This window comes from Rhizobium sp. NFR03, from assembly GCF_900111275.1.
Lineage (GTDB): Bacteria > Pseudomonadota > Alphaproteobacteria > Rhizobiales > Rhizobiaceae > Ferranicluibacter.
In genome coordinates this window covers 654896-669599 of the sequence record NZ_FOGR01000003.1, presented here as the reverse complement: position 1 = coordinate 669599, position 14704 = coordinate 654896, and the positions used below count along the sequence as shown (strand labels likewise).

Below are 14704 nucleotides of genomic sequence, written 5' to 3'. Positions count from 1 at the left end.
TGTGACAACCGGGCGTCTGCGGACGCCGGCGGACAGGAGATCATCGGATGGACAGGGCTGTATTCTTCGGCAACGTCCGCCGGACGCTTTTCGGCGGACGGCTGACGAGCGGGCAGGTGGCGGGGATGAGCGCCATACTCGACCGGGCAAGGGCGGAGCCGGGCGGCGCGAACAACGGTTATGAGGGGCGATGGCTCGCCTATATCCTTGCGACGGCCCATCACGAGACGGCACGAAAAATGCAGCCTGTGCGGGAGACGATGGCTTCGAGCGACGCGCTGGCGATCACGCGGCTGGACAAGGCCTTTGCGGCCGGACAGCTGCCGACGGTGCGCACGCCGTACTGGCGGCGCGACGCCGAGGGCAAGTCCTGGCTCGGCCGCGGCCTGGTGCAGCTGACGCACCGCCGCAATTACGAGGTTCTCTCAGGCCTTGTCGGCACCGACCTCGTCGCCGACCCCGCCCGAGCGATGGATACCGCCACGGCGGTCGAGATCCTTTTCATCGGCATGGAGACGGGCGCCTTTACCGGCGTGTCGCTGGCCGATGTCTTCAACGCCGACCGGACCGACTGGGTCGGCGCGCGGCGCATCATCAACGGGCGGGACCGCGCCGTCGATATCGCGGGATATGCCCGGGCCTATCATGCGGCGCTGAGCGCTGCGGGGCTGCCCTCCATCAGAAGGATCGTCCTGTCATGAAGATGCCGTTTCGTTTGAAGATGCCGGGATCCGGCGGGGAGCGCAAGATTGCCGGGAAGACGCCCGACGCCGCAGCCGCGCCGGGGCGCGAAAGCAAATCGGCGGGCTTCGTGGCCATCGCGCAGGAGGGGCGCGCCCGCTGGACGGGGCGATCCTATGCGGCGCTGGCGCGGGAGGGATTTTTGCGAAACCCTGTCGCCTATCGCACGGTGCGGATGATCGCGGAGGCCTCCGCGGCGGTGCCGCTGCTGGTCTATCGCGGCGAGACCGAGGTGACCGACCATCTTGTATTACGGCTGATGGCGCGCCCGAACGGACAGATGGCGGCGGCGGATTTTCTGGAAACGCTCTACGGCCATCTGCTGCTTTCGGGCAATGCCTTCGTGGAGGCGGTGACGATCGGCACGGAGACGCGGGAGATGCATCTGTTGCGGCCGGACCGGGTGCGGGTTCTGGAAGGGCGGGACGGATGGCCGGAGGGCTACGAATATCGTGCCGGCAGCGCCGTGCGGCGCTATGCGGCGGGAACGGCGCTGCTGCACCTGAAGCTGTTCCATCCGCTCGACGATCATCTGGGCTTTCCGCCGCTGGCGGCGGCCCAGACGGCGCTCGACCTCTCCAACGCCGCGGCGACCTGGAACAAGGCGCTGCTGGACAATTCCGCCCGGCCCTCGGGCGCGCTGGTCTACCAGCCGAAGGAGGGCGGTAATCTTTCGCCCGACCAGTACGACCGGCTGAAGAGCGAGCTGGACGAGGGCTATAGCGGGCCGATGCGCGCCGGACGTCCGCTGCTGCTGGAAGGCGGGCTCGACTGGAAGGCGATGGGCCTCTCGCCGAAGGACATGGATTTCGTGGAGGCGAAGAACGGCGCGGCGCGCGACATCGCGCTCGCCTTCGGCGTGCCGCCGATGCTGCTCGGCATTCCCGGCGACAACACCTTCGCGAACTATCAGGAGGCCCACCGGGCCTTCTACCGGCTGACCGTGCTGCCGCTGATCAACCGGACGGCAACGGCGCTTTCCGCCTGGCTCTCCGACCGGTTCGACGAGCCGCTGCAGCTCAAGGCGGACCTCGATCAGGTGAGCGGGCTTGCGGGCGAGCGGAGCGAACTCTGGGCACGCGTCGGTGCGGCGGGCTTCCTGACCGACGCGGAGAAGCGGGCGGCGGTGGGGTATTGAGGCTGGATCAGCGTCACTTCTCGGACCGCTCCTCCGGCATTTCGTCGCCCGCCTCGGGTCCGTGATCCGGCAGGGATTCAAGGAGAGCAAGTGCGCGCGCGGGATCGCCCTTTGCAGCCCGCGCCTGCAACGAGCGCAGGGCGCGGCGCTGGCCCATGCCGTCCGAGATGAAGGCGAGAAAGAGCTGATTGATCGACACATTCTCTTCCCTGGCCGCTTCGCGGGCCTGGTCGAGCAGATAGTCGGGAACGCGCAGAGGGTACTGGCTCATGAGGGTGACCTTTCCGATCCGTGGCGAATGATATCACAGGCAATGTCGGATGTTGCGTCTTGACGGCCGCATCCTCTCTTCCATCCATAAAGGACGAAACAAATGGCCGAACTTCAGCCGGACCCGGTGCTATGGGCAGCGCGCGGAATTGGTGCGGTGGCGGGGGCTGCCGTGTCGCTCATCTATCTCCTGCCGAAAAGCCGGCATGAGGCGGCGTCGCGGTTTTTGACGGGGACGGTCTGCGGGCTGGTGTTCGGTGGGCCGACCGGCGTGTGGGCCGTCGAGCGGCTGGGCATTGCCGGTCGCGTGTCCAGCGCGGAGGTGCTGCTGACCGGATCGGCGGCGGCGAGCCTCATGGCGTGGTGGGCGCTGGGCGCCGCGCTGCGGATTTCACGGCGGTACGGGCAGAAATAGGCAGCCGCCCCAGCCGCACTATAGCATTTCCAGCCGAAGCGGGATCGCTTCGGCGTCGGACAATGCGGAGAAAACAAGAGGATAGAGCCGGGCAGAGCGGCTTTCTCAACAGATCACATCACTGGAGATTTCCATGGCGACAGACCGATATGCGGTCCGGCGGACGACGGCGGTTGCCGGGCTGACGCTGGCGGGGGTGACGGGCGAGGGGCGTTTTTCGGGCTATGCCAGCGTGTTCGGCGAGATCGATCTCGGCAAGGACACGATCGAGCGCGGCGCCTTCCTGCACTCGCTGGCCAAGCGCGGCGCGGGCGGCGTGCGGATGCTGTTCCAGCACGATCCGAACGAGCCGATCGGGACCTGGACGACGATCCGGGAGGACGGACGGGGGCTGTTCGTCGAGGGGCGGCTTTCCCAAGGCGTGGCGCGGGCCCGCGAGGTGCATCAGCTCATGAAGGGCGGCGCGCTCGACGGGCTCTCCATCGGCTTTCAGACCGTGAAGGCGCGCACCGACGCCAAGAGCGGCATCCGCCGCGTGCTGGAAGCGGACCTTTGGGAAATTTCGGTCGTGACCTTTCCGATGCTGCCATCGGCGCGGGTCTCGAACGTCAAGCATGCGCGGTTCTTCCGCGACAGGGAAACGGAACTCGTTCGCACGATGCGGCGGGCGGCCCGGATGATGGTGGAACGAAAGGATTTCTGCAGATGACGAATGCACAGACAGCCGGAACATCGAAGACGGCTCCGGAGATCAAGACGATACCGGACACGATGGCCTCGGCCTTCGAGGACTTCATGGGCGCCTTCGAGGTGTTCAAGGAGGCGAACGATCAGCGGCTGGGCGAGATCGAGAGCAAGCTCTCCGCCGACGTGGTGACGCGCGACAAGGTGGACCGGATCTCGCGCGGGATGGACGAGCAGAAGCGGGCGCTGGACCAGATGCTCCTGAAGAAGGCGCGTCCGGCGCTGGGCGGCAAGGCCGACGCGATGAGCTTCGAGGCGGCCGAGCACAAGGCGGCCTTCGACAGTTACATCCGCCGTGGCGACGAAGGAGCGTTGCGGGCGCTGGAGGAAAAGGCGTTCTCCATCGGCTCGGCGAGCGACGGCGGCTATCTGGTGCCGGCGCAGACCGACACGGAGATCGGTCGCCGTTTGCAGGTGATCTCGCCGATCCGCGCGCTTTCGACCGTGCGGCAGGTTTCCGGCAGCGTGCTGAAGAAGCCGTTCGCGGTGTCGGGTCTCGCCTCCGGCTGGGTCTCGGAAACCGCGGCGCGACCGCAGACGGCGACGCCGCAGCTTTCCGAGCTGACCTTCCCGACGATGGAGCTCTATGCCATGCCGGCGGCGACGGCGGCGCTGCTGGACGATGCCGCCGTCGATGTGGAGAGCTGGATCGCCGACGAGGTGGACATCGCCTTCAGCGAGCAGGAGGGCACGGCGTTCGTCACCGGCGACGGCATCAACAAGCCGAAGGGGTTTCTGAGCTACGGTGCTGTCGCCGACGCCAGCTGGGCCTGGGGCAGTCTCGGCTACATCGCCACGGGTGCTGCCAACGGCTTTCGCCCGAGCGGGCCGTCCGACGTGCTGATCGACACGATCTATGCGCTGAAGGCGGGCCACCGGCAGAAGGCGAGCTTCGTGATGAACCGCAAGACGCAGGCCGACATCCGCAAGTTCAAGGATGCCGACGGCAACTACCTGTGGCAGCCGCCATCCACTGTCGGCCAGGCGGCTTCGCTGCTGGGCTTTCCGGTCGTGGAAGCCGAGGACATGCCGGATGTTGCCACCGGCGGCATGGCGATCGCCTTCGGCGACTTCCAGTCGGGCTATCTCGTGGTGGACCGGACGGGCGTGCGCATCCTGCGCGATCCCTACTCCGCCAAGCCCTACGTGCTGTTTTACACGACCAAGCGCGTTGGCGGCGGGGTGCAGAACTTCGAGGCGATCAAGACGGTGAAGTTCGCGCTCAACTGACCTTCCCGGCGTTTCGGGCCGGCGGGCGTTGCCTGCCGGTCATGCTTCCTCTGACCTTCCAGACCGGAGACATCCATGACCATTGCCGAACTGGCGCCGCCGGTGGGCGAGCCGTTGACGCTTGCCGAAGCGCGGGCGCATCTGCGCGTCGACGACACGGCCGACGATGCCGTGATCGCCGACCTCATCACCACGGTGCGCGAACATCTGGAACGGACGACCGGCCTCGTGCTGATCACCCGCGCCTTCCGCCTCTACCTCGACGCCTGGCCGGAGGGGCGCGTGCTGGAGATCGGGCGGGGGCCCATCGTCAGCATCGAGACGATCACCGGATACGATGCGCTGGGCGCGCCGTTCGAGGCCGATATGACGGGGTTCGTGCTGGATGGCGCGGCGCTTCCGGCCCGGCTCAGCTTGCCGGCGGGGCTGGAGACGGCGCGGGCGGTGAACGGCGTCGAGATCGACTTTACGGCCGGCTTCGGAACGACCGGGGCCGAGGTTCCGGCGTCGCTGAAGCGGGCGCTGCTCACGCATCTGACGCTGCTCTACGCCTATCGCGGTGCCGTCGCCCCCGGCGACCAGCCGGCGGACGTGCCGGCCGGTTACGACCGGCTGGTCGCACCCTTTCGGCGGATGAGGCTCTGACCATGCGCACCGACACGATAGACCCCGGCCGCATGACGGCGCGGATGGAGCTGGAAATGCCGGTGGACACGCCGGACGGGCAGGGCGGCATTTCGCGGATATTCGACAGCGCCGGCGCGCTCTGGACGCTGATCGAGCCGCGTGTGGCACTGACGGGCGAGCGGGGCAACGAGGCGTTTGGCGATGTCGAGCATGACGTCTGGATACGGCATCGCGCCGACGTGTCCGCCGGCATGCGGTTTCGCAAGGGAGCGCGGCTGTTTGTGATCCTGTCGGCGTTCGATCCGGACGAAACGCGGCGCTACCTCGTGTGCCGCTGCCGGGAGACGCTGACATGAGTGCGGGAAACGCGCTTCAGGCCGCGGTCTTTGCGAGGCTTTCGGGCGATGCGGCCCTTGTGGCGGCCCTCGGGGATGGCGGCATCCACGACCGGCTGCTGGAGGGCGCAAAGCACCCGTATCTGCGCCTTGCCGGCATCGAGAGCCGCGACTGGTCGACGGCGAGCGAGCCGGGCGAAGAGCATGCGATGACGATCGAGGCGCGTGGGCCCGAGGGCGGCAACCTTGCGGTGCAGGAGATTGCGGGCCGCGTGCGGGCGCTGCTGCACGATGCGGGCCTCCCGCTTGCCGGCCATCATCTGGTGAACCTGCGGCATGAGGCCACGCGAACGGCGCGTGACGGGGACGTGCGGGGGCATGTGGCGGTGATGCGGTTTCGGGCGGTGACGGAGCCGATGGGCTGAACCGGCGAACCGTGCCGGACCGGATGCAACCAACAGAACGAAGACAGGAAGGAAAAGCCGATGGTGGCGCAGAAGGGCAAGGACATTCTGCTGAAGATCGAGAACGGCAGCGGGTTTACGACCGTGGCCGGGCTTCGGTCCAAGCGACTGGCATTCAATGCGGAAACGGTCGATGTGACCGACGCGGAATCCGGTGGACGCTGGCGCGAGCTTCTGGGCGGGGCAGGCGTGCAGCGCGCATCGATTGCCGGCGCGGGACTGTTCAAGGATCAGGCCTCCGATGCGCTGGTGCGCTCGACCTTCTTCTCGGGCGCGATCCTCACCTGGCAGGTGATCATTCCGGATTTCGGCACGGTGAGCGGCCTCTTCCAGCTGACGACGCTGGACTATACCGGGCAGTACAACGGCGAAGTGCAGTTCGAGGCGGCGCTGGAATCGGCCGGCCCTCTCAGCTTCGTGGTGGCCTGATGCGACCGCGCGACAAAAGCGTGACCGGGCGCGCGAACCGGCACCGTGGCGAGGTGGAGGCCGTGATCGACGGCGAGCGACGCATCCTCTGCCTGACGCTCGGCAGTCTTGCCGAACTGGAAACCGCCTTTGCGGCAGATAGTCTTGCTGCCCTCGCACGACGGTTTCTGGCGGGCGGGCTGAAGGCGGAGGATCTGATCGCGATCCTCGCCGCGGGGCTGCGCGGCGGCGGCAACATCGTGTCCGACGAGGATGTCGCCGGCATGTGCGTCGAGGACGGACTGGCGGGCCTGGCGCGGCTGGTGGGCGAACTGCTGACGGCAGCCTTCGGCGGTGAACCGGGCGACGGGCAGACCGCGCCGGACCCCTGACGGCCGCAGACGGCGAGGATTGGGCGGCTCCGGCGCCCTTTCCCTGGGAGGCGGCCATGGAAGCCGGCCTCTCCCGTCTGCGGCTGCCGGCACGCGATTTCTGGCGGATGACCCCGCGCGAGTTGGCGGCGGCGCTGGGGCTCGTGACGAAACACGGTGCTGCGCCTGACAGGGCAGGGCTCTCCCGAATGATGATGCAATTTCCGGACGATGAGGGCGATGGAGGCTGATATGGCGGATGAGGCGGACACGGGCGGCACCTTCCCGGCGATGATCGCGGAGGGGAAGGCGCTGGATGCGGTGCTTTCCGATCTGGAGCGCAGCGCCGGGCGGTTCGGTTCGGCACTCACGGGCGCGCTTTCGAGCGCGGTGCGCGGAGGCCGGGGGCTTGACGATATTCTGAAGAGCACGGGGCTCCGGCTGGTCGATATCGCGCTGTCTGCCGGGCTGAAGCCGTTGCAGGATGTGGTTTCCACGGGGATCGGCACGGTGTTCGACGGACTGGCGCAAGGGCTGCCCAAGGACATGGGCGGCGCGTCCGGCGGACGTGCCGTGGCGCCGTTTTCAGAGGGGGGAAGCCTTGGCACCCCGCGCTTTCTTCAGGGGCTTTCCGGTGGAGGTGCAGCGGCCGGCGGGGGCTCGTCGGTCGCGGGGCAGGCGAGCGGCGGGACGGGGGTAAGTGCGGGCGGCTTGATGGGCGGCGCGCCGAACGTCGTGTTCAACGTGACCGCGAGCGATGCCGACAGCTTTCGACGCTCGGAAGGGCAGATTGCCGCCATGCTGACCCGCACCGTCGGGCGCGGGCGGCGCGGCGTTTGAAAGGGAAAGTCCATGGATCAGGGATTTCACGAGGTGCGGTTTCCGATGCGGCTGGCGCTGGGCACCAGCGGCGGGCCGGTGCGCCGCACCGATATCGTCAGCCTGTCGAACGGGCGGGAGAACCGCAACAACCGCTGGCGGGACGCGCGGCGGCACTATGATGCCGGGTCCGGCATCCGCGAGATCGACGACCTCTACGCGGTTCTCGCTTTCTTCGAGGCGCGATCCGGGCAGCTGCACGGGTTTCGCTTCCGCGATCCGGTGGATTTTCGTTCGGGCACGCCCGGTCGGGCGGTCACGGCGAGCGATCAGGTGATCGGCGCCGGCGATGGGGCGACGGCGCGCTTCCAGCTGACCAAGACCTATGCGGATGCCGGTGGCGGCACGGTGCGCGATATCGTGAAGCCGGCGGCGGGAACACTGCTGATCTCGGTGAATGGCGCTGAGGTGGCGGGAGAGCATGTGACGCTGGACGTGACCACGGGCATCGTGACGTTTGCGCCCGGCCATGTGCCGCCTGCGGGGGCTTTGGTGCGGGCGGGTTTCGAGTTCGATGTGCCCGTGCGGTTCGACACCGACCGGATCGACGTGGACCTCGCGCAGTTTCAGGCGGGTCGCATCCCGACCATTCCGCTGGTGGAGATCCGGCCATGAGGGAAATTCCGGACGCGCTGGCGGCACATCTGGCCGGCGATGCGACGACGGTATGCCATGGCTGGCGGGTGACGCGGCAAGATGGCGTTGTTATCGGCTTTACCGAGCATGACCGCGATCTCCGTTTTGCGGGGACCGATTTTCTGGCGGCGAGCGGATTTCGGGCAAGCGAGACGGAAGCGGCGGCAGGGCTGGCGGCGGATGCCGGCGAGGTGGCCGGCGGATTTTCGAACGCCGCCATCAGCGAGGTCGATGTAGCGGCGGGGCGTTACGACGGCGCGCGGGTGGAGCAGTTTCTGGTCAACTGGCAGGCGCCCGAGCAGCATGTGCTGTTGACCGTGCAGGATATCGGCGAGGTCACGCGGGCTGGCGGCGCCTTTCGCGCCGAGCTTCGCAGCCTGACGCACCGGCTGGGCGCGGTGCAGGGCCGCAGCTACGGGCGGCGGTGCGATGCGGCCTTCGGAGATGCACGATGCGGCGCGAGCCTTGCCGGGCGGACCGGGACGGGCGTGATCATGGAGGTTGCCGGGGATGTCGGGCTGCTCGTGTCCGGTCTTTCGGCGGCGGCTGGTGCCTATCGCTACGGGCTCGTCCGCATGACAAGCGGGGCGAACGCGGGATGGACCTGCGATGTCGAGGATCACACGGTTGAGAATGGCGTGAGCACCGCGCGGCTGGTGTTGTGGCTGCCGCCGCCGGTGCCGCTGTCTGCGGGGGACACGTTCATCGTGACCATGGGGTGCGACAAGAGCTTTGCCACCTGCCGCGACCGTTTCGACAACGCGCTCAACTTTCGCGGCTTCCCGCACATGCCGGGCAGCGACTTTTCCTATGGCTATGCGGATGGGGAGACAGTGCATGACGGACGGCCGTTGTTTCCATGAACGTTCCATGCGCGATCAGGTGTTGACTGCTGCGCGGGACTGGCTCGGCACGCCCTACCGGCATCAGGCGAGCCTGAAGGGTGTGGGCTGCGACTGCCTGGGGCTGGTGCGCGGCATCTGGCGCGACATTCACGGCGCGGAACCGGAGACGCCGCCGCCCTACCGGCCGGACTGGGCGGAACGGAGCGGGGAGGACCGGCTGTGGGACGCGGCAACGCGTGCGATGGGGCCGCCCGTCGACCTCTGTGCGATGCTGCCGGGCGACCTCATCCTTTTTCGCTGGCGGCTGGGAATGCCGGCCAAGCATGCGGGCATTCTAAGCGCGCTCGATGCTCCCGGCACGGCGCGCTTCATCCATGCTTACGAACAGGCAAGCGTCGTGGAGTCGGCGCTGGTGCCTTCGTGGCGGCGGCGCATTGCCGGCGTCTTCCGCTTTCCCGAGAAGGTTTAAGTTTCATGGCGACCATTCTTCTGCAGGCGGCGGGTGCAGCGCTGGGCAGCGTGTTCGGGCCGCTGGGCGCGATCGTCGGCCGTGCGGCCGGTGCGCTGGCAGGCTCGGTCATCGACCGCTCGATCATAAACGGCATGACGACCGTAACCGGGGCGCGGCTCGGCGACGCCCGCGTGCCCGGGGCGGAAGAGGGCACGGCGATCCCGCGCGTCTACGGCACGATGCGGATCGGGGGGACGCTGATCTGGGCGACGCGTTTCGAGGAGCAGGTGCATCGCGAGCGGCAGGGCGGCAAGGCGAGCGGGCCGAGGGTGGAGACCTTCCGCTATTTCGCGAACATCGCGCTCGGGCTCTGCGAAGGGCCGATCGCCGGGATCAGGCGCGTCTGGGCCGATGGGCGCGAACTCGATCTGTCCACCGTCGAGATGCGCCTTCACACCGGAGCCGAGAGCCAGGCGCCCGACCCGCTGATCGCGGCGAAGCAGGCGGCGGGCGAGACGCCGGCCTATCGCGGCCTTGCCTATGTCGTCTTCGAGCGGCTGCCGCTCGGACCTTACGGCAACCGGATTCCGCTGCTGCATGTCGAGGTCATCCGCCCCGTCGGCCGGCTGGAGCGACAGATCCGCGCCGTGACCATTATTCCCGGCGCGACGGAGCATGGCTACGACCCGGCGCCGGTGGAGGAAAAAACCGGGCCGGGGGAGGCCCGCATCGTCAACCGCAACGTCTTTCACGGCGAAACGGACTGGCAGGCCTCGCTGGACGAGCTGCAGGCGCTGTGCCCGAACCTCAAGCGCGTGGCGCTGGTCGTCTCCTGGTTCGGCACGGATCTGCGCGCCGGGGAGTGCCGGATACGTCCCGGCGTGGAGACGCGCGAGCGCGGGCGGGAGAGCAGTGCGTGGTCTGTCGCAGGTATCGAGCGCGGTGAGGCGCATCTCGTCAGCAGCGATGGCGGAGGCCCTGCCTATGGGGGCACGCCCTCCGACCGCAGCGTCGTGGCGGCGATCGCCGATCTCAAGGCGAGGGGGCTGGAGGTCTTCCTCTATCCCTTCGTGATGATGGACATTTCCGCCGCCAACACCCTGCCGGATCCCTATGGCGATGTGCGTCAGGCGGCGTATCCCTGGCGCGGGCGGATCACCACCGCCGTGGCGCCGGGTGGGCCGGGGAGCACCGAGGGGACGCCGGCTGTGCGCGGGGAAATATCTGCGTTTTGCGGTGCGGGCATCGTATCGGGCGATGGGGGCTCCGGTAGCGCGGACGGGCGGTATCGCGCCTTCGTGCTGCATTATGCGCGGCTGGCGCGGGATGCGGGCGGCGTGGATGGCTTCATCATCGGCTCGGAACTTCGCGGCCTGACGACGCTGCGCGACGGGGCGCGGCGGTTTCCCTTCGTGGAAGCGCTGACGGTGCTGGCGCAGGATGTGCGCGCGACCGTGGGGCCGGCAACGCGGCTGACCTATGCGGCCGACTGGAGCGAGTATTTTGGGTATCACCCGGACGACGGCTCGGGCGATGTCCACTTCCATCTCGATCCGCTCTGGGCATCGCCCGCGATCGACGCGGTCGGGATCGACAATTACATGCCGCTGTCGGACTGGCGGGACGGGGATGTCGCGGAGGGCAACCCGGACGGACAGCGGACGCCGGAGGACGGGGCCGTGTTGCGGGCAATGAACGCCGCGGGAGAAGGGTTCGACTGGTATTATGCCAGCCCGGCGGACCGGAGCGCCCGCCGGCGCAGCGCTATCTCCGACGGGCTTGCGGGCAAACCGTGGGTGTTTCGCGTCAAGGACATCGGCGCGTGGTGGGCGCATGCACATCACGAGCGTATCGGCGGCGTCGAGCAGGCGGTGCCGACGGCCTGGGTGCCGCGCATGAAGCCGGTCTGGTTTACCGAAACGGGCTGTCCGGCGATCGACAAGGGAGGCAACCAGCCCAACGTCTTTTCCGATCCGAAATCCTCCGAGAGTGCGGTTCCGTATTTCTCGGGCGGCGGGCGCAGCGATGCGGTGCAGCGCCGGTTTCTGGAGGCGCAACACGATTTCTGGCAGGGCGCGGACGCGCAAGATGGCGTCGATCCCGACCATATGTTCGTCTGGACCTGGGACGCGCGGCCGCAGCCGGCCTTTCCCGCTGCCCTCGATGTCTGGGCGGACGGGCGCAACTGGCAGGTGGGGCACTGGCTGAACGGCCGGCTGGGCACCGCGACGATGGCCGACACGATCGCCGCCATTCTTGCGGATCACCGGTTCGTGGATGGCGATACGGACCTCGTCTGCGGCGATATCGGTGGCTATGTGCAGGCCGAGCAGATGTCGGCGCGCGACCTGCTGGAGCCGCTGATGGCGGCAGCAGGCATCGATGCGGTCGAGCGGAACGGGCGGCTCGTCTTCCGCTCGCGGCTGTTGCAGGCGGGACCGCCGACCTCGCTTGAAACGCTTGCGGAGGTGAAGGACGCCGCCCTGACGCAGGATCTGCGTGGCGACGCCGGCGACTATGCCCGCGAGGCCATCCTCGACCATCTCGATCCCGGCAGCGACTATGGGCGGACGACCGCCCGCTCGCGCAGGGCCACGCCCGGTAACGAGCGCATCCTGCGCCTGTCGCTGGCGGCCGCGCTGCACGAGGCTGCGGCGACCGATGCCGTGGAAGCGGCGCTGCGCGACCATCAGGCCGCTCGCCGCCAGTTGAGCTTCGCGCTGCCGCCGAACGTGCTCGGCCCCATGCCGGGGGACGTGGTGACGGTGCCTGAAGGACCGTCCGGGACCTTCGTCATCGAGCGGATCGACGATGGCGACGTGCGCCGGGTGGAGGCGCGTGGCATCGTCATGGGCGGCGCCAGCCGCTTCGTGCCGCAGGCGCGGGTGGCGGCGAACGGCCACAGCGCATCCGCTGTCTTCGCGCCGCAGGTGCAGCTGATGGACCTGCCGCGCTACACGGATGGGGACGCGACGAGCTTTGCGCGGGCGGCGGTCTTCGCACGGCCGTGGACATCGGTGACGTTGTCGGCCTCGCCGACGCGCGAGGGCTATGCGGCGCGGCTGTCGCTGGAGCGGCCTGCCCGGATGGGAACGCTCGTCGCGGATCTGTCGCCCGGCGTTTCCGGTCGGTTCGACCGCGTGAATGCCGTCACGCTCGATCTTTATGCAGGCGAACTCTCCTCGATCGGCGACCTCGCGCTGTTTGGCGGCGAAAACCGCATCGCCGTGCTGTCGCGCAACGGCGTGTGGGAAATTCTCGGCTTCGGCCTGGCCGAAGAGATCGCGCCCGGACGCTGGCGGTTGTCGCGGCTGCTGCGCGGGCTCGGGGGGTCCACGGATGCACAGGCGGCGGGTGCGCAGACCGGTGCCGCCATCGTCATCCTCGACGCGGCCGTGCAGCCGCTGGGCCTGAGTGGCGGGGAGGCGGGGCAGGCTCTCAACTGGATCGTCGAGGCGCGGGGCATGCCTGCGGGGGCGACGGAGACACACAGTTTTGCCGGCGGTATGCGCGCGGAAACACCGCTTGCGCCGGTGCATCTGGGCGCGCGGCGGGATGCGGGGGGCAACCTCACGCTCCGGTGGATCCGCTGCGCACGCGTTTCGGCCGATGCCTGGCTGGACGGGGAAACGCCGCTTGACGAGCCGGTGGAAGCCTATCGCGTCGAGATCCTCTCGGGCAGCCAGGTATTGCGCGTGGGGGAGGCGACCACCAACGCGTTTGCCTATCCGCTGGCTGACGAAATCGCGGATTTCGGCGCGCGGCAGATCCAGTTGGCCGTGCGGGTGCGGCAGAGAGGGCAGGTGGTGGCGCTCGGGCTTCCGGGCGAGGCTCTGCTTGCGGTGTAGGATCGGAGAGTGTGACCGCAGCTGGAAATTGCATGAAGAGACGCGGTAACCTTCGGTCAAACAGCGGATCGGGGCTTGATCCCGAGCTGAGAAAGTGTCGTAAGTCGCGCATTCATTCGCCATTCAGGCAGGGACATCTAATAGACACGCAACACCTCGGAAATGCGAAAGTGCGTTCATGCCGTCACCGCTGATCATTGCGATGCTTGCCGGAAGCTTTATGGTGCTTCCGCTGCCGACGGCTGCGGCGCCCTTCTCGGCCAGCCCCGCCATCGCGGACGTTGAAGCCCTGGAGGCCGCGCCCGTTTCCGGCGATTGCAGTTCGGCGGCCTCGCAGGTGGTCGAGGAGACCGGCGGCGACCTCTTGTCGGTTCAGCTGACATCCGACGGGCAATGCGTGGTAACGGTGCTTATACCCGGCAATGGCGGACGACCGAAGAAGGTGACGATGCGGGTGCCGATGTAGATCGGCCCCCTATATCCACCATGACGGACGTGCCTCTTCCATCGGATGGCGGGCGCGGGCACTGAACGCAATACTGCCGGGCTTGCCCGGTAAGGTCCGTGACGACGGACAGACGGAGAGTGGTATCTGATGCGCATTCTGGTGGTCGAAGACGACGTGAACCTCAACCGGCAGCTGACCGACACGCTGAAGGAAGCCGGCTATGTCGTCGATCAGGCGTTCGACGGCGAGGAGGGGCACTATCTCGGCGAGGGCGAGCCCTATGACGCGATCATCCTCGACATCGGCCTGCCGGAAATGGACGGCATCACCGTGCTCGAGAAATGGCGCGCGGCGGGCCGTCGCATGCCCGTGCTGATTCTGACCGCCCGCGACCGCTGGAGCGACAAGGTTGCCGGGATCGATGCGGGCGCCGACGACTATGTGACGAAGCCGTTCCATGTCGAGGAGGTGCTCGCCCGTATCCGCGCGCTGATCCGCCGGGCAGCGGGCCACGCGACGTCCGAGATCGTCTGCGGCCCGGTGCGCTTGGACACCAAGGGCTCCAAGGCGACGGTGAACGGCGTCGCGCTGAAGCTCACCTCGCACGAGTTCCGGCTGCTCTCCTATCTGATGCACCATATGGGGCAGGTGGTGTCGCGCACCGAACTGGTCGAGCATATGTACGACCAGGATTTCGACCGGGACAGTAACACGATCGAGGTCTTCGTCGGCCGTCTGCGCAAGAAGATCGGCAACGACCTGATCGAGACCGTTCGCGGGCTCGGCTACCGCATGCAGGCGCCGGGTGTCGCGGAAAAAGGCATGGCGGAAAAATCTTGAAACGGCGGCTGCCC

At 67.9% G+C, this 14704-nt stretch carries 19 protein-coding genes; 18 read left to right on the top strand and 1 reads right to left on the bottom strand.

The features are described from left to right. The first annotated feature begins 47 nt into the window (after positions 1–47). Both BSG19_RS12895 and BSG19_RS12890 read left to right on the top strand, forming a co-directional pair. Entirely contained in the window at positions 48–701 is a 654-nt protein-coding gene (locus BSG19_RS12895) for a lysozyme family protein (protein ID WP_092988366.1), read from the top strand. Between the two features lie 20 nt (positions 702–721). Beyond that, on the top strand, positions 722–1879 hold the full coding sequence (locus BSG19_RS12890) for a phage portal protein (RefSeq protein WP_092988502.1): 1158 nt from the start codon (positions 722–724) through the stop codon (positions 1877–1879). 13 nt (positions 1880–1892) lie between these two features. Here BSG19_RS12890 and BSG19_RS12885 read toward each other — a convergent pair whose 3' ends face one another. Beyond that, on the bottom strand, positions 1893–2150 hold the full coding sequence (locus tag BSG19_RS12885) for a hypothetical protein (protein ID WP_092988364.1): 258 nt from the start codon (positions 2148–2150) through the stop codon (positions 1893–1895). 102 nt (positions 2151–2252) lie between these two features. Between BSG19_RS12885 and BSG19_RS12880 the strand changes: the two genes are divergently transcribed. The 16 genes from BSG19_RS12880 (at position 2253) to BSG19_RS12805 (ending at position 14690) form a co-directional block, all read left to right on the top strand. Continuing rightward, the gene (locus tag BSG19_RS12880) at positions 2253–2564 is read left to right on the top strand and encodes a DUF6107 family protein (RefSeq protein ID WP_092988362.1); all 312 of its coding nucleotides are present in this window, start codon (positions 2253–2255) and stop codon (positions 2562–2564) included. Between the two features lie 133 nt (positions 2565–2697). Next, on the top strand, positions 2698–3273 hold the full coding sequence (locus tag BSG19_RS12875; RefSeq protein ID WP_092988360.1) for an HK97 family phage prohead protease: 576 nt from the start codon (positions 2698–2700) through the stop codon (positions 3271–3273). Next, positions 3270–4538, top strand: a complete 1269-nt coding sequence (locus tag BSG19_RS12870) for a phage major capsid protein (protein ID WP_092988358.1) — start codon at positions 3270–3272, stop codon at positions 4536–4538. Before BSG19_RS12875 ends, BSG19_RS12870 begins: the two co-directional genes overlap by 4 nt. Before the next feature lie 75 nt (positions 4539–4613). Next, positions 4614–5183: a head-tail connector protein gene (locus tag BSG19_RS12865; protein WP_092988356.1), complete on the top strand. Its 570-nt coding sequence runs from the start codon at positions 4614–4616 to the stop codon at positions 5181–5183. A gap of 2 nt (positions 5184–5185) precedes the next feature. Continuing rightward, a complete protein-coding gene (locus tag BSG19_RS12860; protein ID WP_092988354.1) occupies positions 5186–5521 on the top strand; it encodes a phage head closure protein in 336 nt (111 codons plus the stop codon). After that, positions 5518–5925 (top strand): DUF3168 domain-containing protein, encoded by a 408-nt coding sequence (locus tag BSG19_RS12855; protein ID WP_092988352.1) that lies wholly within the window; start codon positions 5518–5520, stop codon positions 5923–5925. The genes BSG19_RS12860 and BSG19_RS12855 overlap by 4 nt, the downstream gene beginning before the upstream one ends. A gap of 60 nt (positions 5926–5985) precedes the next feature. Beyond that, positions 5986–6393: a phage major tail protein, TP901-1 family gene (locus tag BSG19_RS12850; protein WP_092988350.1), complete on the top strand. Its 408-nt coding sequence runs from the start codon at positions 5986–5988 to the stop codon at positions 6391–6393. Positions 6394–6413: 20 nt separating this feature from the next. Then, positions 6414–6764, top strand: coding sequence for a gene transfer agent family protein (locus BSG19_RS12845; protein ID WP_244529224.1), 351 nt, complete (start codon positions 6414–6416; stop codon positions 6762–6764). Next, on the top strand, positions 6761–6994 hold the full coding sequence (locus BSG19_RS12840; RefSeq protein WP_092988346.1) for a rcc01693 family protein: 234 nt from the start codon (positions 6761–6763) through the stop codon (positions 6992–6994). The genes BSG19_RS12845 and BSG19_RS12840 overlap by 4 nt, the downstream gene beginning before the upstream one ends. A 1-nt stretch (position 6995) precedes the next feature. Continuing rightward, positions 6996–7583 carry a phage tail tape measure protein gene (locus BSG19_RS12835; RefSeq protein ID WP_170865951.1) on the top strand — a complete coding sequence of 196 codons (588 nt, stop codon included), beginning with the start codon at positions 6996–6998 and terminating at the stop codon, positions 7581–7583. A 12-nt stretch (positions 7584–7595) separates the two neighbouring features. Then, on the top strand, positions 7596–8237 hold the full coding sequence (locus BSG19_RS12830; protein WP_092988344.1) for a DUF2460 domain-containing protein: 642 nt from the start codon (positions 7596–7598) through the stop codon (positions 8235–8237). Continuing rightward, positions 8234–9121 (top strand): DUF2163 domain-containing protein, encoded by an 888-nt coding sequence (locus BSG19_RS12825; protein ID WP_092988342.1) that lies wholly within the window; start codon positions 8234–8236, stop codon positions 9119–9121. Before BSG19_RS12830 ends, BSG19_RS12825 begins: the two co-directional genes overlap by 4 nt. Positions 9122–9128: 7 nt before the next feature. After that, positions 9129–9572: an NlpC/P60 family protein gene (locus BSG19_RS12820; RefSeq protein WP_092988340.1), complete on the top strand. Its 444-nt coding sequence runs from the start codon at positions 9129–9131 to the stop codon at positions 9570–9572. A 5-nt stretch (positions 9573–9577) separates the two neighbouring features. Next, positions 9578–13402 carry a baseplate multidomain protein megatron gene (locus BSG19_RS12815; protein WP_092988338.1) on the top strand — a complete coding sequence of 1275 codons (3825 nt, stop codon included), beginning with the start codon at positions 9578–9580 and terminating at the stop codon, positions 13400–13402. Between the two features lie 178 nt (positions 13403–13580). Beyond that, the gene (locus BSG19_RS12810; RefSeq protein WP_092988336.1) at positions 13581–13868 is read left to right on the top strand and encodes a hypothetical protein; all 288 of its coding nucleotides are present in this window, start codon (positions 13581–13583) and stop codon (positions 13866–13868) included. A 129-nt stretch (positions 13869–13997) separates the two neighbouring features. Beyond that, on the top strand, positions 13998–14690 hold the full coding sequence (locus BSG19_RS12805; protein WP_092988334.1) for a response regulator transcription factor: 693 nt from the start codon (positions 13998–14000) through the stop codon (positions 14688–14690). Positions 14691–14704 lie beyond the last annotated feature (14 nt).